At 61.8% G+C, this 19,743-nt stretch carries 17 protein-coding genes and 1 tRNA gene; 8 read left to right on the plus strand and 10 right to left on the minus strand.

Annotated elements, in window-relative coordinates:
* The first annotated feature begins 46 nt into the window (after positions 1-46).
* Positions 47-664 carry a LexA family protein gene (locus tag DKK75_RS04335; protein WP_110452205.1) on the plus strand — a complete coding sequence of 206 codons (618 nt, stop codon included), beginning with the start codon at positions 47-49 and terminating at the stop codon, positions 662-664.
* Positions 661-2,013: a Y-family DNA polymerase gene (locus DKK75_RS04340; RefSeq protein WP_110452206.1), complete on the plus strand. Its 1,353-nt coding sequence runs from the start codon at positions 661-663 to the stop codon at positions 2,011-2,013. The genes DKK75_RS04335 and DKK75_RS04340 overlap by 4 nt, the downstream gene beginning before the upstream one ends.
* Here the strand turns inward: DKK75_RS04340 and DKK75_RS04345 are convergent.
* Both DKK75_RS04345 and DKK75_RS04350 read right to left on the minus strand, forming a co-directional pair.
* Positions 2,010-2,789 carry a ComF family protein gene (locus tag DKK75_RS04345; protein ID WP_110452207.1) on the minus strand — a complete coding sequence of 260 codons (780 nt, stop codon included), beginning with the start codon at positions 2,787-2,789 and terminating at the stop codon, positions 2,010-2,012. The two genes, DKK75_RS04340 and DKK75_RS04345, sit on opposite strands and share 4 nt — an antisense overlap.
* A 72-nt stretch (positions 2,790-2,861) precedes the next feature.
* A complete protein-coding gene (locus tag DKK75_RS04350; RefSeq protein ID WP_110452312.1) occupies positions 2,862-3,674 on the minus strand; it encodes an HAD-IIB family hydrolase in 813 nt (270 codons plus the stop codon).
* A 92-nt stretch (positions 3,675-3,766) separates the two neighbouring features.
* Between DKK75_RS04350 and DKK75_RS04355 the strand changes: the two genes are divergently transcribed.
* Positions 3,767-4,201, plus strand: coding sequence for a metallopeptidase family protein (locus DKK75_RS04355; RefSeq protein WP_258333147.1), 435 nt, complete (start codon positions 3,767-3,769; stop codon positions 4,199-4,201).
* Between the two features lie 10 nt (positions 4,202-4,211).
* On the opposite strand, the gene DKK75_RS04360 is transcribed toward DKK75_RS04355, so the two are convergent.
* Genes DKK75_RS04360 through DKK75_RS04370 form a run of 3 tightly spaced genes read right to left on the minus strand, consistent with a single transcriptional unit; the run spans position 4,212 to position 9,182 of the window.
* Positions 4,212-5,735, minus strand: a complete 1,524-nt coding sequence (locus DKK75_RS04360) for a DUF5719 family protein (protein ID WP_110452209.1) — start codon at positions 5,733-5,735, stop codon at positions 4,212-4,214.
* Positions 5,732-8,866 carry a glycosyltransferase gene (locus DKK75_RS04365; RefSeq protein WP_110452210.1) on the minus strand — a complete coding sequence of 1,045 codons (3,135 nt, stop codon included), beginning with the start codon at positions 8,864-8,866 and terminating at the stop codon, positions 5,732-5,734. Before DKK75_RS04365 ends, DKK75_RS04360 begins: the two co-directional genes overlap by 4 nt.
* A gap of 58 nt (positions 8,867-8,924) precedes the next feature.
* Positions 8,925-9,182, minus strand: coding sequence for a WhiB family transcriptional regulator (locus DKK75_RS04370; RefSeq protein ID WP_110452211.1), 258 nt, complete (start codon positions 9,180-9,182; stop codon positions 8,925-8,927).
* Positions 9,183-9,484: 302 nt separating this feature from the next.
* On the opposite strand from DKK75_RS04370, the gene DKK75_RS04375 reads away from it, so the two are divergent.
* The 4 genes from DKK75_RS04375 to DKK75_RS04390 all read left to right on the plus strand — a co-directional run bounded on the left by DKK75_RS04375 (position 9,485) and on the right by DKK75_RS04390 (position 14,680).
* Positions 9,485-10,912: an LCP family protein gene (locus tag DKK75_RS04375; RefSeq protein WP_258333148.1), complete on the plus strand. Its 1,428-nt coding sequence runs from the start codon at positions 9,485-9,487 to the stop codon at positions 10,910-10,912.
* 73 nt (positions 10,913-10,985) lie between these two features.
* The gene (locus tag DKK75_RS04380) at positions 10,986-12,260 is read left to right on the plus strand and encodes an LCP family protein (protein ID WP_258333149.1); all 1,275 of its coding nucleotides are present in this window, start codon (positions 10,986-10,988) and stop codon (positions 12,258-12,260) included.
* A gap of 174 nt (positions 12,261-12,434) precedes the next feature.
* Positions 12,435-14,324: an FtsK/SpoIIIE domain-containing protein gene (locus tag DKK75_RS04385; protein ID WP_181414444.1), complete on the plus strand. Its 1,890-nt coding sequence runs from the start codon at positions 12,435-12,437 to the stop codon at positions 14,322-14,324.
* Positions 14,325-14,401: 77 nt separating this feature from the next.
* Positions 14,402-14,680 carry a WhiB family transcriptional regulator gene (locus DKK75_RS04390; protein ID WP_015021978.1) on the plus strand — a complete coding sequence of 93 codons (279 nt, stop codon included), beginning with the start codon at positions 14,402-14,404 and terminating at the stop codon, positions 14,678-14,680.
* A gap of 120 nt (positions 14,681-14,800) precedes the next feature.
* On the opposite strand, the gene DKK75_RS04395 is transcribed toward DKK75_RS04390, so the two are convergent.
* On the minus strand, positions 14,801-16,288 hold the full coding sequence (locus DKK75_RS04395; RefSeq protein WP_181414445.1) for a sensor histidine kinase: 1,488 nt from the start codon (positions 16,286-16,288) through the stop codon (positions 14,801-14,803).
* Positions 16,289-16,456: 168 nt separating this feature from the next.
* On the opposite strand from DKK75_RS04395, the gene trhA reads away from it, so the two are divergent.
* Complete coding sequence (gene trhA, locus DKK75_RS04400) at positions 16,457-17,377, plus strand: PAQR family membrane homeostasis protein TrhA (protein ID WP_110452215.1); 921 nt, start codon at positions 16,457-16,459, stop codon at positions 17,375-17,377.
* Positions 17,378-17,539: 162 nt separating this feature from the next.
* Here the strand turns inward: trhA and DKK75_RS04405 are convergent, their stop codons facing one another.
* From DKK75_RS04405 to DKK75_RS04420, 4 genes are all read right to left on the minus strand, one after another.
* On the minus strand, positions 17,540-18,019 hold the full coding sequence (locus DKK75_RS04405; protein WP_110452216.1) for a GreA/GreB family elongation factor: 480 nt from the start codon (positions 18,017-18,019) through the stop codon (positions 17,540-17,542).
* A gap of 105 nt (positions 18,020-18,124) precedes the next feature.
* Positions 18,125-18,532 (minus strand): FKBP-type peptidyl-prolyl cis-trans isomerase, encoded by a 408-nt coding sequence (locus tag DKK75_RS04410; protein WP_110452217.1) that lies wholly within the window; start codon positions 18,530-18,532, stop codon positions 18,125-18,127.
* An 89-nt stretch (positions 18,533-18,621) separates the two neighbouring features.
* Positions 18,622-18,707, minus strand: a tRNA-Leu gene (locus DKK75_RS04415).
* 24 nt (positions 18,708-18,731) lie between these two features.
* Positions 18,732-19,733 (minus strand): Ppx/GppA phosphatase family protein, encoded by a 1,002-nt coding sequence (locus DKK75_RS04420; protein WP_181414446.1) that lies wholly within the window; start codon positions 19,731-19,733, stop codon positions 18,732-18,734.
* Positions 19,734-19,743: the final 10 nt, after the last annotated feature.

Consider the following 19,743-nt stretch of genomic DNA (forward strand, 5'->3'; position numbering starts at 1 on the left):
ATGAAATCGAACATTTGTTCGAATATCATCGAGTTCGAGGTGTGCCATGGTAGCTGCTATCCATGGGTCGCCGGAGGCGGCCCCTGTTTCCCTGCCGGAGTGCCGGGTCGACGCCCTGAGCATCTTCCGAGGGCGCCCCAGCCCCATTCCCCAGGCCCTGGAGGCCGTCCACGCCGGTTTCCCTTCAGTAGCCCAGGACTACTTCAGTGGCGATTTCAGCTTCGATCAGAACGTCATCGTCCACCCCGATTCCACCTTCATCATTCATGTGGCCGGCGATTCCATGACCGGCGCTGGCATCTTCGATGGGGACCTGCTAGTGGTCGACCGATCCCTGGAGCCCCGCGAGGGAGACATCGTCATCGCCATTCTGGACGACGAGCTGTTGGTCAAACGGCTGGCCAGGCGCAAGGGACGGACCATGCTGCGGGCCGAGAACCCCGCCTACCCTGACTTCCTGCCCCAGGAGGGCGAGGAACTGGTCATCTGGGGAGTCGTCATCGGCAACTACCACTGGCAGCGAGTGGATGCCAAGGGCGAACCCCGGAGCGGCTCTCCCCTGCCTCAGGTCACCTACCCCGGACACACTCCGCATAGACACAGGCCCACGGGAAGCCAGAGCCGGAAACCCGTCTACCCTTCCACGGGCTGGGGGTCGGCGTGAGCGCACAGGGATCGGCCGATCCTGCAGCCGGGACCGCTCTGACGAGCCGGGTAGTCCTGGCCGATGCCAATTCTTTCTATGCCTCCTGCGAGGCGGTCTTCGATCCCTCCCTGGCTGACCGTCCGGTGGTCGTGCTGTCCAACAACGACGGCTGCGTAGTGGCCCGCAATCGCTCGGCCAAGGCCTTGGGCATCACCAATGGCACACCCTGGTTCACCATTCGTGACCGAGCCCTGCAGGACGGGGTGGTGGCCCGTAGCTCCAACTATGAGCTCTACGCCAGCCTCTCCCGGCGCATGATGGCCATCATGGCCCATTTCCTGCCCAACCAGGAGGTCTACTCCATCGACGAGTGCTTCATGGACAGCATATGGAACGACAAGCGCACCGTCGAGATCTGCCGGAAACTGCGCGCCGCGGTCCTGCGGTCCACCGGCATTCCCGTCAGCGTAGGGGTGGCGCCTACCAAAACCTTGGCCAAGGTGGCCAACCACTGGGCCAAGGATCATCCCTCGACCGAGGGGATCACCCTCTGGAACCAAGTGGAGGCCCAGTATGGCGACCAGATTCTGGCATCAGTGCCCATCGACCAAGTCTGGGGGGTGGGCCGACGGCTGACCGGCAGGCTTATGGGCATGGGCATCACCACTGCTTTGGATCTGCGCAATGCAGATCCCTCCCTGATCCGGCACCGGTTCTCCGTTATGCTGCAGCGCACCCTCCTCGAACTGAGGGGATGGCCCTGCATCGAGCCCGAGGCGGATGCCGCCAGAGGCGTGCGCACCGATCAGATTCTGTGCTCACGCATGTTCTCTCACCCCATCGAGGGCTACGCCACACTGGCTCAAGCGCTGAGCATCTATGCCCAGAAGGCCTGCCGCCGTCTACGCCGGCAGCACGGCCTCTGCGGCAGGGTGCGGGTCTTCTGCTCCACCAGCCCCTATGCGCCTCAGCAGTTCTGCGCAGCCAGCCGGACCGTCGTCCTGGAGGATCCCAGCGACGACCCGCTGGTCATCGCCGGCGCAGCCAGTCGAGCGCTCAAGGGCAGGGTGGATCCGTACGCCCGCTGGATCCGGGCCGGGGTGGTTCTGTTAGATCTGACCGATGCCGACCGCTTCCACACCCTGGAAGGTCTGGACGCAGCCCGAGACACCCATGGTCTGGGAGATGTCCTAGAGGATGTCACCCGGCGTTTCGGCCCCTTCCGGGTGGGCATAGGCTATGGAGGCATCCGTGGCAAGGGTCGGAGTGACGAGGATATGGGGGCCGACTGGGCCATGAACCGGGGCATGCTCTCCCCCCGGGCCACCACCCGCTGGGATGAGATGGCCGTAGCGCAGGCCCGCTAGAGGTCCTCATGACCTGGAGGAACAGCCGCCAGAGCCAAGGCGGCCAGCGGCAGAGCACCTGCGTTCTCCAGGGCGCGAGCACACTGGCGAATGGTGGATCCCGTAGTGATGATGTCGTCCACCACCAGGACGGGATGGCCTGTCAGCCGTGCGGGATACGCAACCGCGATCCGCCCTGTCAGCCGATGGGAACGATTCCGGCGGCCACCCACCTGAACGGACTTGGTTCTGACGGAGTTCATGATCAGAGCTGGTTCCACACGGGCAGTCAGGCCCTGCCGCTGCAGGGCCTGGACCAGGGACAGAAGGATCGGCTGCAGATGAACCCTCCCCCGCCTTCGTAGGGAGGCGGCCGAAGAGGGAGCAGGAACCACCAGAATTGCCTTCGCAGGCTTGGATCGAAGCAAAGGGTTGATCAGCCTGGACAGGGCTGGAGCCAGATCGGCCATGACTTGGCCCAAGGGCCCGTCCAAGGGTCGGTTGTCATGGTCCTTCCAGGCCAGAATGATCCGCCTGACAGGACCGCGATATGGAGCGCAGGCCAAGGCCAAACCTGCGGCATAGGCAGGCGCAGGCACCGAGAAAGGCCGGAAAAGCAGAGATCTGCAACTGGGGCATAGCAGAAGGTCGGGGCGGTCGCAGCCGGCGCAGGCTCGAGGAGCCAACAGGTCCATGGCTGAGGCCGCCAGGGTCGAAGTGACAACGCAAGCGGCCCGTCGGAGTCGGCCAGATGCCAATGAGAGGTTGTGCATATCGCCCAGCCAACCCTCAAACATAGAGAATAGGCAAACAGAGCTGGACCATGTGCATGGACAAACCACCGTTCACAGGATCGTCTGCAGGCCGATTCAGTCCAGATCAGCCTCCATGACCCGGATCAGATCCAGGGCATCGGCAGGGTCATGCACACGCAGGGCCATAGCTCCGGCCAGAGCTGCCGGATAATCGTTGCCATCCGGATCCATCCGGTCGCCCACGAAGGCGATATCGCCTACCTCTACGCCCAGCATCCTTGCCAAGGAAGTCACGGCATAGGCCTTGTCGATGCCCTTGGCCGAGATGTCCACGCTGGTGGAGCCGCCGGAGCGCACTTGTAGGTGGGGCAGGTCAGCGGACACGGCCCGGGCCAAGGCATCCTTGCGGCTGTTATCGGGATCCCAGGCCTCCTTGGCTTGAACAGGAGCCTGCTGACCCAAGGCGGAGAAGGTTATCTGGCTACCACGATCCTCAATGCGCGGCCCCCAGACCTGCTCCTCCCAGTCGCCCAGCTGCTTGGCCCTGCGCTCAAGACTGTCCTCGGCCGCCTGCCGATCCTGAGCGCTCAGGTCGTGGGCGTAAACGCAATCCCAGCTTCCGTCCTGCCAGCGGTAGTAGCGGGTGCCGCTGGTGGGCATCAGATGCAGCTGGTCGAAACGAGTATCGTCAGGCAGGGCATCCAGCACCTGGTCACGAAACTGACTGAACCGCCCGCCCGATACGATAGCTACGGGCCGAAGCCGGGTCAGGGCAGCGAAATGGACGGCCATGATCTGGTCCATGCGCGTCTTGGACAGCGCCAGGGTATTGTCCAGATCAAAGGCCAGCACTCGTGTTCGTGCGCAGATGGACCTTATGTCTTGGCCGCCCCACCAGGCCACGTTCAACGCACCATCCTCCGCCATGATTGCTCCCATCCGCTTGTGAATCATCGCACCATGCTACAAGACACCCTGAATCAAAACCGACTCAGAGTTGAGGCGCTATGGTGAGTGTCATGATCAGCGATCAGCCGCCTTGGTCCCGCAGCGTCTACCGGGACAGTCATGGCCGCGGGATTCGTCGGCCCACGTTCGGCACCCGCCTGCCCCGGTACCGCACCAGATGCGGGATCTTCGACGATCTGACCGCAGCGCAGATCCGGCGGCTGGGCGCCGGATGGCCCCAACTGGTCAAGCCCGTCCAATTCGCTGTTGAGGACGTGCCTCCCTCCGACCCCACCCCATGGGAGGACAGATCGGACCTTTTCTCGCGCAGTTTTCCGGCGAGCCGCGGCATTCCCGCCAGAATCGTCCTCTACCGACTGCCCATCCAAAGCAAGACCCGAGACCGCACGGAGCTGGAGCTGATCATCCGCGACGAGCTGGTCATGCAACTGGCCGATCTCTATGGGCGCGATCCTGAGGAGATCGACCCCATGTGGGGACGCTGAGCACCCGCTCTCAGGGCAGGACAGTGGAGTCGGGGCCTGAACGAATCAGAGTGGTTACAGGCATGAGCCCATCAGGAGCCATGACTGCCAGACCGGCCAGGCCAGCCTGGTTGACCGCATCCACGCTCAGGCGCGCGTTCCATATCAGCCGGGAGGAGTCATGCCCAGAGTCCTCATTCAGCCGAACAGCGGCCACCTGATCGCCCAGATCGTGGGCTGAAAGCTCATGGGCACGGCCTGCCTCAACAGTCAGCGTGCGCTCCCCCAGCTTGTTGCCCTTTTCGTCGAATCCAACCAGTTCGGCCTTGATCGGATCGGCCGATGGATTGGCAAGGGTCAGCGCGGCTTGGGCAGGATGCGATACGGTCAGAGCCGAGGAGGCGGCAGCAGTCCCCGCAGGGATCAGGGCCAGGTCGGACTGCGACCGGTCCTGACTACCCTGGCCGGTCACCTGCAGGACTGCCCGGATAGGCTGGTCGGCATGCGCATGCAGAGCCAGCTTGCCATCAGGCACCCCGCCCAGGTCCACCGCCGTGGCCCGTGAACCCTGCAGATCCAGCCGCCGCAAGGATTGCTGACCGCCTTCATCCATCCAGGACAAGTCCACCGTCGTGGCCCGTGTGCTCTGAAGAAGCAGAGTAGCCTGGTCCGCCCCGCGCAAGCCGGGAATAACCAGATCACGGCCGGGAGCCGCCAAGGCAACCACCTGATCCGACCCGCGTGGATCAAGTCCAGCCATGACATTGACAGAGACCGACATGGCCACCGGAGCCTGGGAGCTGCGAGCCCGGACGTATATGGCCTGCTGGTCAGGAGCCGCCGCAGATAGGTCGTATGAGGCATGACTACCGGGTGCCACGGTCATGGTCTTTCCAGTCTCCAGAGACAGGTTGCCTGAGGAGTGCGAGCCCTGGGCATCAAGACTGATCACCGTGGCCTTGGATGACGGGTTGTAGACCACCAGCCGCTGGGTGGCTCCTCGGCCGGTGGCGGGCAGCAGGAAATCCGCGTCCATGACGGCCCGCGGGCAGGCAAGCGCCTGGATCCCTCGCAGATCACCCTTGGTGGCCCAAGAGACCATACCGATCGCAGCCCCCGTGCCCGGCTGGGATTTGAGCATCCGGGAATCGAAAGCAGCGGCCGAGGCACCGGGATCGAGCGAAGCGGCCATGGCCTTCTGCCCGTCCAAGAGATCAGGATCGGTCACCATGGTACGTCGCCCGCCCTCAAGTGGAGTCAGGCTAGAGCTGCCAATGGATCCGAAGGCGGCGGCTGTGACACGGGCACTCAAATCCCCTTCCGATGCTTTGAACTGGTCATCGCCGACCTTATCCTCGTCCGCTACCGCCATTCGAGCCGGGCAGTAGGCCGTCACATCCCGCTGGCTGACTCGGCTGGCAACCACTGTCGAACCCTGGGCCTTATCGGCCAAGGAGGCCGGAGGCGTCCAGACCAGCAGAGCGGCGATCAGGACCGCCACCAGGGGCACTGTGACCAGAGCGGCCGCCAAGGATCTCTTGCTTCGTGCACTCATAGTTGATCCCCTCCAAAATAACCCGGTCGAGGCAGGGCAACCAGGCAGTATCCCAGCAGTACCAGTCCCAGGGTCCAAAGCCAGACCCTCCTCCAGGTGCTGGCTTCTGCCCGACGGACACCAGCCATGTCAACGCCCACGTTCTTGCCGGACTGCGAACTCAAACGGAAATAGGTTCCCTGGGCGTTGGCCATCACCTGCTGGGCACCATCGCTGGCGGTGATGTTGGATACCAGGTCATCGTTGGGCGTGGGCCCCAGGCCCGCGGCTCCAGAACGGTCAGCGGGCACGTAGATGCCACCGAAGCCCAGGTCGGTCACAGCGGCTACGGCTTTGGAGTCGGCATTGGCCATCAGAGCCGCCGCCGAACGCGAAAGGACCTCCTCGCCTGCCATCTGCCTGCCATTCACCCTCTGAACACGAAGGGCAGGCGAGGCATCGATCAGTTCTCCTCGAGAGGTGTGCAGACCGGTGTAGGCCACGCGGCCGTGGGAGGGCGAGGTCAGCACCAGCACCCGATGGGACGGATCCTTGTCCATATAATCCACTGCTACTGCCGGAAGCTGCCGTCCATCAGCAGACAGGGGTCCTCCGACAGGCGCCACCAGACCGGCCACTGCCACACCTGCAGTAGCCAGAGCCAGTACCAAGCCCAGCAAGAGCCTCGGAACCCGTCCGCCACCATCGACCACAGCCACCGAATTCACTGACTGCGCAGAAGGCAGAGGCGGACGATCAGCATCATCTTTAGCCTGATCATGTCCGGGAGCAAGAGGCGAGAAGGGACGGACTGCCCTGCCAGCCAAGAGGCCCAAACAAACCAGCAGCCCCATGAACGCCATCATCATGCCAGGAAGGACCGAACCGGCCACCGGACCGGTCTCATCAAGTCCGGTGCAGACCGCCTGCGAGACAATCGCCAGGACCAGGCCAAGCAAGATCGTGATCCATAGCATCCTGGCAGCCTTGAGCGCCCGAGGCACAATCAAGGCAATAAAGGCGAGCAAAGCAACCGCCAGCAGACAGCAGGCCAGCGTGATTGGACGCCAGAGCTCAGATCGCCACCTGAAAGGCCATAGGGCCGAAACATCCAGGCCCAGCAGGCGGGTCAGCAACTCCCCCAGGCTCCCGATTCTCGGGTGGCCTGTCAGGTCTGCTGAGGGGATCATAAGGTCTGCGAAAAGCTGTCTCCAAAGCCCCTGATTTGCATGATGCAAAGAGTTGGCCAGGGTCGGCGCCAAGGCCAGCGCCGAAGGCAGCGGAATCAGCAGCAGCATGACCCGATGAGAGGGCACTAGGCAGATCGCCATGATGAAGAGCGGAATCATGGCCAGCATGAGTTGAGGTTCGGCTGCCAGGACCGGCAGGAAGCAGATGGAGGCCAGAGCCGCCTGTTGCACCGAAGCCTTGGGTTGCACAGGAGCCTCGGCCTGGTACAACCCCACGGCCTTGAAAACGAAAGCGAAAGCGGCAGGCATGAAAGCCATGACCGTCAGCATGGGCAGCTGCAGACCATCCACAATGCCCAGGGCGAATGCCAGGCAAGCCCAGAGCAAGCCCAGCAGAACGCGGATGGGGTTGGATCTGGTCACTACGCCGGCCAGGGCCCAGAAAGACAGAGCAGTCAATCCCGTCTCAGCCAGGAGCATCAGAGCCACGGCCTGGGCCACATGACCGCCGGTCAGCAGAGCGAAAGGCAGGAGCACCAGGAGGAAGGGGGCAGGAACTGCGGGCTGCCCCACGCCGCCGGCCCAGGACCAGGAGGTTGTAGCCGCCGCAAGCAGGCGGGACCAGTCAGCTCCAGACGACGGCAGCGAGGGCGCATGGATGGCCCCTCCCGAAAAAACCGTTCGGCACAGAGGCCAGTGGGTGGCCACCAAGGCAGCCAAGACCACTAGAGTCATTCCTGATGCCCATGCCAGGCGTCGCAGAAGCTGCTGGCGCAGATGCGCCAGAGCCAGGTGGCTGAGCATAGGATGCTCCTGCTGGTCGCGGAAGGCCTTTCTGCGCTGCTGCCACTGCCGAATCTGCTGGCTGTTGGCCTGAAGAATGTCTAATCGACGGGGACCGCCATGGCAGACAGAAGTCAGACGGCGACGCATGGTCAGCAAGGCTGCAGGGCGAGCCAGGATCCGCCAGGGTGCGCATAGACGGCAGAAGGCTCGGTATGGCCGCTTGCCGATAAGATCAACAGCCATGAACCAGCAGGCAGCCAGGATCCGCCAGAGCCAGACCAACGGCCACCAGAGCAAGGCAAAATCGGTCAGCAGATAGCGTTCCCGAGCCAGCACGGGACCTATGAAGGCATCTAAGGGGCGATCAGACTGCACCGGCCGTCCATTCCGATCACGCAATCCGCTCATTCTGGCGCTGGCATGAGCCATTCGGGCGCTGGGTACCACCACCACCCGTCCGCCTGACAGGCAGATGCGGCGACAGAGATCATCGGACTGGCCAAAAGTGCCAGCCCAGGCACCAGGTCCACCCAGGTCCTTCATGGTCTGCATAGGCACCAAGGCGCCAGCCAGGCTCACTGCGAAGACATCCTGACGCGCGTCATACTGCTCTTGGTCGGGCTCGTTGTCCACCACTAGACTCACCGTTCCGTGATGGTAGGCATACCGACCCACGTCTCGCAGCCCCTCGCCCTGCCAGTCATACTGCTTGGAGCCCAGCAGGGAGGCAGTGGGATTGCTGTGCCAGGTGTCAACCAGCTTATCCAGACAATGCCTATCCAGCGGACGGCTGTCATCATGCAGAAGCCAAAGAGCGCGAATCCGGCCAGGCAGACGGGCGTAGCCAAGCGCCTTGTCCAGGGCATCGCCGAAAGAGGATGCACCTCGCGCGCGAACCACCTGCACCTCCACCCGCGCTGGCCCATCCACCGGAAACTGCGCATAGAGAGGCTCGGCAGTGGCTCCCGAGCAGTCCGCGATGACCAGGATCCGAGGCAGAAGACTCTGCCGCAAAAGAGCACGCAGGGTGTCCGGCAGGTAGGTCAGATCATGCTCGACCGTGATCACCGCAGCCACGGCATCCTCCACATGAGGACTGGCAGCAGGCGAACATTCGTTCATGACTGAAGAGAGGACCTGCCGGACATCCTGGGCTTGAGGCGCGACGAAACTCATGCGTTCCAGTCTACGCAAACCAGGTCACCGGATGTCCCGCTAAGACACCTGCGGCGATTCAGACTTGACGCTGTGCGCGCATCATTTTCTTGTAACGGCGGCGCTCCCGTTCACTCATGCCGCCCCAGATGCCGAAGCGCTCGTCATGTTCGACGGCCCAGTCCAGGCATTGCTTACGGACGGTGCAGTCTGCGCAGACCCGTTTAGCCTCCTGAGTGGAGCCCCCCTTGCCCGGAAAGAACGCCTCCGGATCGGTCTGTGCACAGAGCGCCTCGCTCCGCCATGATGGTCCGATATTGGCTTCGAACCATTGCATCAGCGGCGTCAGCCTTTTTTTAGTTGTACTGCTGTATCGAGTGTCTATAAAACCACTCATAGCGACCCCCCAGTCCCTAGTGTGTTTACACACTTTTATTACAGTCGCTGCGGGGGTCGTCTGTCAACCCATAACGCCTCTTAACGGATATGTATCGCCCAAGGAGGAGCTCCGGATGGGGGTCAGACTATACTATGACTGGTTCACGCACGCGTCATCGCCATCCCGGTTCTTCCCGCCGGAATGACGCTACAGCGACAGCCGATGAGGAAGGCATACCATTGACGTCCCCAACCAGAAAGATGGGTCTGCCCAACATCAAGGCGGGCAGGAACAGCAAGCCCCGGCACAGCGGCGGGTTCCGTAGCAGCCACCGCCTTCGCACCGGCATTTGCCTGGCCCTGACTTTCGTTCTATGCTTTATGACCTCGATGGCGGCGGCCTTCTGGACAGACATCAACGGGCACATGCACGTGCTCAAGCCCGTCAATCCCCTGACCCAAGCGCACAAGGATCCGGAAGACATCTACAAGGGCAAAACCCTGAACGTCCTAGTGCTGGGTCAGGATACCCGCGAAGGCAAGGGCAATGCGGACGTGGGCGGCAGCGGGGACGGCCTGGAGGAAAACCACCAGTCGGACACGGCCATGGTGGTCCAGATCGCCGCCGATCGCTCCTATGTGAACGTGGTCTCCATTCCCAGGGATTCCATCGTAGACGCGCCAGCCTGCACCACCAGCAAGGGCAAGACCATCCCAGCCCGACGTCAGGTCATGTTCAACTCAATTTTCGCTGAGGGCTACAACCAAGGCGGCGACGTAACTTCAGCCGCCAGCTGCTCCCTGGCTGCAGTCCGCTCCCTGACCGGCCTGGACATCCAGCAGTTCGTGGTGGCCGACTTCAACGGCCTCAAGTCCATCATCGACGCTCTAGGCGGGGTCGACGTGTGCATCCCTAAGGACACGCGGGACAGCTACACCGGCATCGATCTGAAACGCGGTCTGCACCATCTGGACGGGACCCAGGCCACCGAGTACGCCCGTATGCGCCACGGAACCAGCGCCGACGGATCGGACATCATGCGCACCACCCGCCAGCAGTACCTGATCAAGAGCCTTGTCAACGAGGCCAAGACCGTTGATATTTATTCAGACCTGCCCAAGGCCTACCGTCTGGCCACCACGTCCATCTCCACCCTGCAGCTGAGCGAGGGGCTGGGCAGCTTCCAAACCCTACTGGGCCTGGGCAACTCGCTCAAGCATATAGACACCGCCCATATCTACGCCCGGACCATACCTGTCAAGGAATGGCCCCTGGACCGCTACCGGGTGGTATGGACCGACCAGGCCGAAACCATATGGGACCTGCTGCGCAAAGGCGAGCCGTTGACCCAGGCCAATGAGGATGCTGGCTCGACCTCCTCGTCGGACAATCAGACCAACAGCGAGCAGAAGGCGCAAAGCACGCAGGGTGACGTTCAGACCCAGAGCAAGAGCTCGGGCACAGGGACCAGCAGCCAGGCCCCCTCTGCATCTGCATCCGCTCAGCCCGGGCCGGATCCGAGCACAGGACTGATCACCATGCCCGACAAGACCTTGATCGATCCGAGTACAGGCGGCATCGTGGATCCGAACGACGGTACCATCAAAGACGCGCAAACCGGACAGTACATAGGCATGGCAGACCGCTACCTTTTCGCCACGGTCTGTGCGGTTCCGGCGCAGAGATAGCCGATTAACCCCATTAGGTCGTTCAAACATGCTATTGCTTGCCTAGTTGGTCAAAGCTATGGAGGATGAAGGCATGCGGACTGGTTCAGACCAAGGCGGACAAGAGCAGGAGCCACCTAGTTTCATGCCCTCCAGGCATCGCCATCCCGAAGCCGCCCCCAACGCTCCCGCCAAATCCGCCAGGCACAGCCGCAGAAAGCAGGAGCCACCCAGCTTCTCGCCCTCCTCAAGGAGCGTGAATCAACCGACGCGGGCTAACACAACTCGGACAGCCAGGCGCACCAGCGGCTCCTCACGGACCACGCCCAGGCCAGCTGTCCCCACTGCTCCCCGCACAAACGACTGGAGCACCAGCGGCAATCAAGGCAACCGGCGCCTGCGGACCAGTACCGCCCTGACCCGCAAGCATCCGCTACGTAGGTTCATAGCCATACTGCTGCTGGTCATCCTGCTGGCCCTATTCGTACTGGCGGGCTGCGGCTGGTTCTGGATCAATGCCAAACTCACCCGCGAGAAAATGCTGACGGACACCCCGGGTTCTGGAGCAACCACCTGGCTTCTGCTGGGATCAGACCAGCGTGACGGCTCCCCAGGAGCCGGCCAAGACACCAGCATCACCGGTTTCCGGACCGACACCATCCTGGTGCTGACCAAGCCCCGGCATGGAGCTGCTTCCTTGATTTCAGTTCCCCGCGACTCTCTGGTCAAACAGGACGGGAACTACATGAAGATCAACGCCGTTGCATACACATCGGGCTATACGGCTCTGACCAGCAAGATCGAGGACATTACGGGCCACAAGATCGATCATGTGGCTCTGATCCGCTTCGGAGGCCTCAGCAAGGTAGTCGATGCCATGGGTGGCATCAATCTCTGCTATGACGCGGACGTCAACGACCCCAAATCAGGCATGGTCTGGTCCAAGGGCTGCCATCAGGCCGATGGCGGCATGGCCTTGGCTTTTACCCGCATGCGCTACTCGGATCCCAAGGGTGACTTCGGGCGGGCCGAGCGGCAGCGGCAGGCCATATCGGCCATCACCTCAAAGGCTCTGCAGCCTTCGGTCTTGCTCAACCCTGTCGCAGCCAACAAGGTTCTTTCGGCAGGCCTGGATGCCCTCGTGGTGGACGAGCGCACTAACCCCATAGACCTGGTGCGCATGGTACTGGCCTTCCGCAGCGCCAGTGGCGGGAAAGGCATTACCGGAAGCCTTTATTGGACCAACCCCAACTATTACCCCAACAGACGGGTCGGCTCCACCGTTCTGCTGGATCAGGCCCGCAATACAGACCTGTTCAATCAGCTGATCCAGGGCAGTCACGCCCCAGGCACTGTCGGCGGCATCTAACAGCCAGCATCAGGCACACGCTTCTCGAATCCTGCCAGCCCCATCCACATTCGACCACATTGCAGGTTCTCCCTGGCAATCAACAACGGGATCTTTCATGCTAAGAACATGACCAAGGCCCATTCGCTAGCAAGTGCACTCCCCGCATCAGCGACAGTCGGCTCGAAGAAGTCGATGAAAAATAAGAACGACCATCTGCGCCCCGCTAATAAGCGCAGAGCCCAAGTCATTCTGACCCTGGTTGCACAGACAGCTCCAGTCTTGGCTCAAGCGGGCATGATCTGGTACGTGGTCGGCCAGGGCCGCTGGATACTCCTCCTCCTGCTGCTGCCCAGTCTGATGGGAACTCTAGCCATAGTGCTTTTAAGCCTGCTGCGAGCGCATGGTCGGCCATCGTCCTCTCCCCTTACCAGCGCACAACTGAAATACGACACAGTGTCCAATAGTGCATCCCTATCGACGAACACAGAGGACAAGGCTCGACAGGATCTGGCTGAGCTAGCCTCTGACCCTGGCCCTCAGCTTGAGTCCCGGCTGTCGGAATCAGGGGCTTCAGGACCGCACGGTCTGCTCTGGCAGAGCATCGTGCACGCTTGGCTTGCCGCATCAGGGACGACGGCACCAGCAGTCATCGGAATCCGCTCTGACCATAATCCGCTGATCATCGACTTGCCGCACGACGGGCCCCACGCTCTGGTAGCTGGTACCACAGGATCAGGCAAATCGGTCTTTCTGCAGACCTGGTGCTTGTCCCTGGCCGCCAGCCAGCCGCCGGATCGGCTCAATCTGGTCCTGCTGGACTTCAAGGGCGGTGCCGGATTCAGTCTGCTGGCGCGACTGCCGCATACCGTGGGCTGTGTGACCAATCTGGACCTGGACCGGGCCGTACGCGCATTGAACGGTCTTCAGCGGGAGTTGGAGCGGCGCCAACGCCTGGTTGCCAAAGCAGGAGTAGCAGACACTTCACTGATGGCAGATCCACCGGCACGCTTAGTAGTGGTCATCGACGAGTTTCAGGCCTTACGTCAGCTCCTGCCTGACTATCTGGACAAGCTGACTTCTCTGGCCTCTCAGGGAAGGTCCCTGGGCATGAACCTGGTAGCCTGTACCCAGCAGACCATGGGGCATGTCGGTACTCAGATGCGGGCCAATATGAACCTCGGCATCTGTCTACGGGTACGTGACCCCCTTCAGTCCAGGGAGCTACTGGGCTCCTCCTGCGCCACGGCAATCAATCCAGCATGCCCAGGTTTGGGTTTCCTCGAGCAGGGTCAGGGCCTACAGGCCTTCCGCACTTGCCCAGCGACTGACCCAAAGGCCCTGGTGGAACAGATCATAAAAGCCAATCGCTTCTGCGGCAGCCGACCGCCAGCGCCGCTCTTCTCCCATCCACTGCCAGAGCATGATCCGGCCTGCGGACATGTCCTCTGGCGGTCGGGACGGCCCTTGATACCCCTGGGACACATCGACGACGGGGTCCTGCTCCACATCTATCGGCTGCCGCTCAAAGGCCATACAGCCCTGATCGGACCGCGTGGCCGAGGCAAAAGCACTCTGCTGGCCCTTCTGGCCCGTTCCCTGCTCGCCCTGATGAAGCCGGGAGCTCAGCCAAGTCCGAACTTCGACCTGCGCATTACGCGTCGGACTGGTCAGGACTACAGCAGCAGAGACTTCCCAGGCTCGGTGCCAACACCGCCTCATAGTCGTCAGGATGGCGAACGGGAGCTGGTTTGGATTCTTGATGATGCCCAGGATCTGCTGGATCCGCTCTGCCAGGATCCTCTGGCCACTCTTCTGCAGGAGGCTTTAGAACAGGAGGACACCACTGTGATTCTCGCCGTGGATACAGCTAGCGCACTGCGAAGACCAGAACGTTTCAGACGTCGCTTGGTGTTTCCTTGTGGCGAACGCGGGACCGATCTGGCAGCTGGCATCCCCGCGGATCGGCTGGCGACCCTATCCTCCCGTACCAGTGCCATTCCTGGACGGTGTCTGATCCTGGATGCGGGCAGCGGTATTCCACTACAGGTGTTCTCTTTAGCCGTAAAACAAATGGACCCTTGAAAAAAGTCGCTCATCGTGCTTATCTTGCATACGGTAGTGATAAATTATCGATAAAAACTTCTTGGAGGCTTAGGTAGATGAGTAATGCGTTTGATTGGCGCGCCAAGGCTGCTTGCCGTGACAAGGACCCTGAGCTGTTCTTCCCAGTCGGCAACACAGGTGCGGCCTATCAGCAAATCGAGGAAGCCAAGGCCGTGTGCCGGACCTGCAAGGTCATTGACGCCTGTCTAAAGTGCGCGCTGGACACCAACCAGGATTATGGCGTCTGGGGCGGGCTGAGCGAGGACGAACGCAGGGCTCTGAAGCGTCGGGCCATGCGTGCGCGTAGATCCCAGGCCATGCAGATGCAGTCCTGATTCTTTGATTCTTTCCAGATTGCAAAAAGGAAGGGGCGATGGCTTAATGCCATCGCCCCTTCCTTTTCCTGAAAAACACCCCCTGGCTGAAAGGCGTCCTCCGTTAAAAATCGCCCAGCCTCACACGTCCTGAGCCACGCGCAGCTTGATGTTGATGACCGCTCTGGTGCCCCCATCCCTGCGGGGCTCCCACTTGACCGTGCCGCCGAAGTCATTGGTAACAAAGGTATTGATGATCTGCGTGCCCAGCCCGGACCCGGTGGAACGAGCCTGGCCCTGATCCGACTCTGTGCTGTAGCCGTTGCCATCATCCTCGACCACCACATTGAGGTTGTTGCCGCCACGGCCCACCGATATGGTGATGTGACCCTCGTCACGCCCCTCAAAGCCATGTTCGACGGCGTTGTTGACCAGTTCGGTCAGCACCAGAGACAGGGGCGTGGCATCCTGGGCGGGCATCATACCGAACTTGCCCACGTATGAGATGGTGATATGTTGGTCGCTGGTCGTCGCCAAGTCCACGCTCATCTTCAGCAGGTTGGCGATCACCTTGTCGAAGTCGACAATCTCGTCAGCGGTCTGGCTGAGGCCCTCGTGAACTACAGCAATGGTCTGGACGCGACGCTGGGCCTCCTCCAGCTCCTTGCGGACCTCGTCGGACTTGGTGCGTCTGGCCTGCAGCCGGAGCAGGGCCGACACGGCCTGAAGGTTGTTCTTGACCCGGTGATGAATCTCCGAAATGGTCGCATCCTTGGTCTGCAGCTCCATCTCCCTGCGGCGCAGCTCCGTCACATCCCGGCAGAGCACGATGGCACCCGTTCTGCCCTGCTTGCCGTACAGGGGCAGAGAACGCATGGAGACGGCCGACCCGTTGGCATCCAGCTCCGAGTCCACGGCCGCCTTGCCCGACAGGACCAGTGGCAGGGAGTCGGGCACTGGATCATTCTCCTTGAGCAGAGAGGTCCCGATCTCGCTCAGATACTGGCCGATCATGGTCTCCACCGAACCCAGCCTGCGGAAGCAACTGATGGCATTAGGCGAGGCATAGCGCACCACGCCGCCCGCCGTCAGCACGAAGAAACCGTCAGCCACCCTGGCGTTATGCCGCTGGTTGAGTACTGAATCCGCATAGGGAAACTCACCGCGGGTGATCATCTCGAAGAGCTCCTTGCCCGAGTTGATGCTCTCGCTCTCATAGCGGCCATTGGACTCGCGGGTGGCCATATTGGTCTCCCTGACCACCAGACCCAGGGTTCTGCCCTGGTGACGGATGGGGGCGTAAACGTCGCAGACCGTGGCGCGGCCGATGGTGCGCAGCTTGGTGGACCGCAGCACCCCCTTGGACCGCATGGCCGCCTCCAGCTCCTCGCGACGATCAGCAGAGAACTGCTCCCCAACCACGTCTTCGGTGCGCAGAGACATGACCGTGGAGGGTCGGCACTGCTCGGCCACAGTAAACTCCCCCTCACCGGTGCGCAGCAGGAGCAGCAGGTCAGCAAAGCTCAGATCGGCGATGACCTGCCAGTCGGCCACCAGATGGTGGAGCCACTCTCGGTCCTCCTCATTGCAGTCGTCGCACGATGCCAGAATTTCGGAAAAATCAGCCATGTCCTCCATCATACAAAGGACCTGCAGAAGCAGACAGTCCGGTCATGCCAAGGGCGATGATGCCATGTGCGTCCAATACACGGGTCTGAGGTAGGGTTGTTCACGGATATTTCGCCCCGATGGCCGGACAAAACAAGTCCCGACCAGTCAAGGAGCTAAGGGAGGGCCATGGCAATCAGGACCAGCGAGGACGGCAGACCGCCTGAAGACGAAGAGGTCGATCCCGATCTCGAGCGCCGCCGTCAACAGCGTCGTCAGGAGCTGACCTACCTGCGCCGAGATTCAGAAGTGGCCCACGAGGCCCATCTGCAGGCCAAGGCTGATGCAGTGCGCGCCAAGGCCAAAGCCAAGGCTATGCGAATCATGACTAAGGCCGAGATCAAGGCATCACGCATTGAGGGCATCCCCGACATGGAGATCGAGCGTAAGGTCCGTTTGGATGTGCATGGTCGTCCTAAGCCCCTCCTGCGCGGCTGGATCCACGCCGTGGCCGCCCCGCTGGCCCTAGCAGCCGGCATCGTGCTGATCTGTCTGGCCCACGGCACTGGCCTCAAGCTGGCCTGCGCTGTCTTCATGGTCGCTTCACTGGCCCTCTTTGGCAACTCGGCCCTCTACCATCTGGGTGACTGGACGCCAGGTACTACGGACGTGCTGCGCCGACTGGACCATGTCAATATCTTCCTGCTCATCGCCGGCACTTACACCCCTATCTCCTTCGCGCTTGACCCATTCTGGAGACGGATCATCATCCTGGGCATGTGGGGGGCAAGCCTAGTGGCCATGATCGTCCACGTCTTCTGGATAGAGGCTCCCCGCTGGCTGTATACCCTGGTCTATGTGGTCTTCGGAGTCTCAGGTGTGGGCTTCCTGAAGCTCTTCTGGGACTCCCCCATGGCCGGTCCGCCGGTGGTTTGGCTGATCGTGGCCGGCGGCCTGGCCTACATCCTGGGAGCCGTGGTCTACGGCCTGCGCCGACCGGACCCCTGGCCGCGGGTCTTCGGCTTCCATGAGATCTTCCACTGTGGGACGGTCATCGGCTACGCCTGCCATATCGTGGCCATCTACCTGGTGGTCTGCAATTTGCGCTGAGCAGCTCGCCAGTCCCGTGCCTTTTGAATAAAAACATCGGTCTGCCTTAAGAATCAACCGATCATACACAGAGCACTTACTCATAGACAAAGCCGCCCTTCGTCGACCATGGCGAAGAGCGGCTTCATTCAGGCCGGGCTGGGGCGGTGAGGGGTCGTCCCGCTACTTGAGGGGCCGGGCATCCTTGACAGTGACCGAGATATCCTTGCCGTTAGGGGCCTTGTAGGTCACGGTCTGGCCCTTCTTGGCACCCATGAGGGCTGCTCCGATGGGCGACTCGGGGCTTATGACATCGTAGTCGGTGGCCACGGTCAAATCCCTGGAGCCCAATACATAGACCATTTCGCTGCCGGCCATGGTCAGGGTGACCAGGGAGCCATTGCCCACCGTGCCGGCCTTGGGAGCCTTGAGAATCTTGGCGTTGCGCAGCTTGACGATCAGCTCGTTGATCCGCCCCTCATTCTTGCCTTGCTCCTCGCGGGCAGCCTGGTAGCCGCCGTTTTCGCTCAGATCACCCTCAGCGCGGGCAGCCGCGATACGCTCGGTAATCTCATCGCGGTACTCGCCCTGACGATGGTCAAGCTCCTCCTTAAGCTTGTCATAAGCGGCCTGTGTCAGCAGAATCGTCTTTTCCTCAGCCATCTGATTCCTCCTTGTTTGATCCACTTGTCTCGTGGCCCGACCTTAACTGCAAAGTCAAGGGTATGAAAAAGGCGCCGGCCCTCACCGGCGCCTGAAGACCCTTGTCTACCGTGTCGATATGATGTCGATCACGAAGACCAGGGTATCGTCGCCGCCGATACCCGCCTGGGGCATCCCCTGACGGCCGTATCCGTACTCCGGCGGAATGGAGACCAGCAACCTGGACCCCACATTGTGGCCGGGCACCGTCTGGTCCCAGCCGCGAATGACCTGCCCCACGCCAATGCCGAAGCTGGCTGGCTGATGACGCTGGAAGCTGGAGTCGAAGACCTGATCCGAACCCCAAACGACGCCGTGATAGTTGACGGTAACGGTATCACCCTTGCGGACAACAGGCCCGTCCCCCTCGACCAGTTCCACGGCGCGCAGCCCGCTGGGTGCCGGACCATGGAAGGTTATGGTCGGCGAGGCACCGAATTCGGCGTTCACCTCGGGCATGGATTGGTCACTCATCACAACTCCTTTGGTTTTCTTGCATACCAGCGTATCGGTTCGTCGGCCTTGTGACAAGTTGCAACACTGCCGCCAAGCCGATCATGCCTTGGTGCCCCGGGTGGGAATCGAACCCACAAGCCGGTGAAGGCGGCGGATTTTAAGTCCGATGCGTATACCATTTCGCCACCGGGGCCGTTACACATAACGCCTTAGTATATCATTTGCGCAGGAGGGTCCGACCATAGTCCAGGACCAGGCCATCCAGGAGGCCGTGCTCGCTGGCCACATAGGTTCCCGAAGCCAGCGCGCTCGGACTGGCCTGGCCTAGACGCTCCAGCAGACGGCTCCAGATCAGAGCGCCGCCGCCGATCACATCCACACGTCCGGGATGGATGGCCTTGAGCTCCCGACGCTCCTGCCGCCTCATATTCAGCACCTGATCGTCAACCCGGCGGGTCGCTTCAACCGAAATGGACTGGCCGTCGACGGCATGGCGATCGTAGATCTGGCATCCCAGAGCCAGGGCGCTCATGGTGGTAACCGTGCCGGAGACTCCGATCACACTGCCGACCTCGGCTACAGGAACCTGGTCGAAGGCCCGGTCGATCCAGCAGTCGACATCCTCAAGCGCCTGGTCGATCTGCTCCCGGCTGGGCGGATCGTCCAGCAGATGGCGCTCGGTCATCCGCACGGAGCCGATGTTCATGGAGCAGGAAGCCATGACATGGTCCGCAGGCAGATCGCTCCCGTCCCCACCCAGGACAAGCTCGGTGGAGCCACCACCCAGGTCAACCACCAGGTAGGGCGCAGGAGGCATATTAGCGCTGCCCCGCTGCTCCAGCACACTGACCGCGCCCAAAAAACTCAGCGAGGCCTCCTGGGAGCCGCTGATGACCTCAGGCGTGACCCCTAGGATGGAGCGCACTCCCTCTTCGAAACTCTCGCGGTTGTCGGCATCTCTGGTGGCCGATGTGGCCACAAAGCGCAGGCCATTCACCGGGTGCTCCTGCAGCTGTCGGGCGAAGAGCCGACAGGCCTCAAAGGCGCGCTCCAGAGCCTGATTGGAGAAGCGGTGGTTGCGGTCCACGCCCTCCCCCAGCCGGATAACCCGCATCAGCCTGGGAGCCACCGGGTGGAGTCCCTGTCGGTCCACCTGGGCTATCAGCAGACGTATGGAATTGGTGCCGCAGTCCACGCCCGCCACCGTTACCTGATCCATGGAAGCCCCC

The sequence above is a fragment of the Bifidobacterium asteroides genome (assembly GCF_003202695.1).
Lineage (GTDB): Bacteria > Actinomycetota > Actinomycetes > Actinomycetales > Bifidobacteriaceae > Bombiscardovia > Bombiscardovia asteroides_G.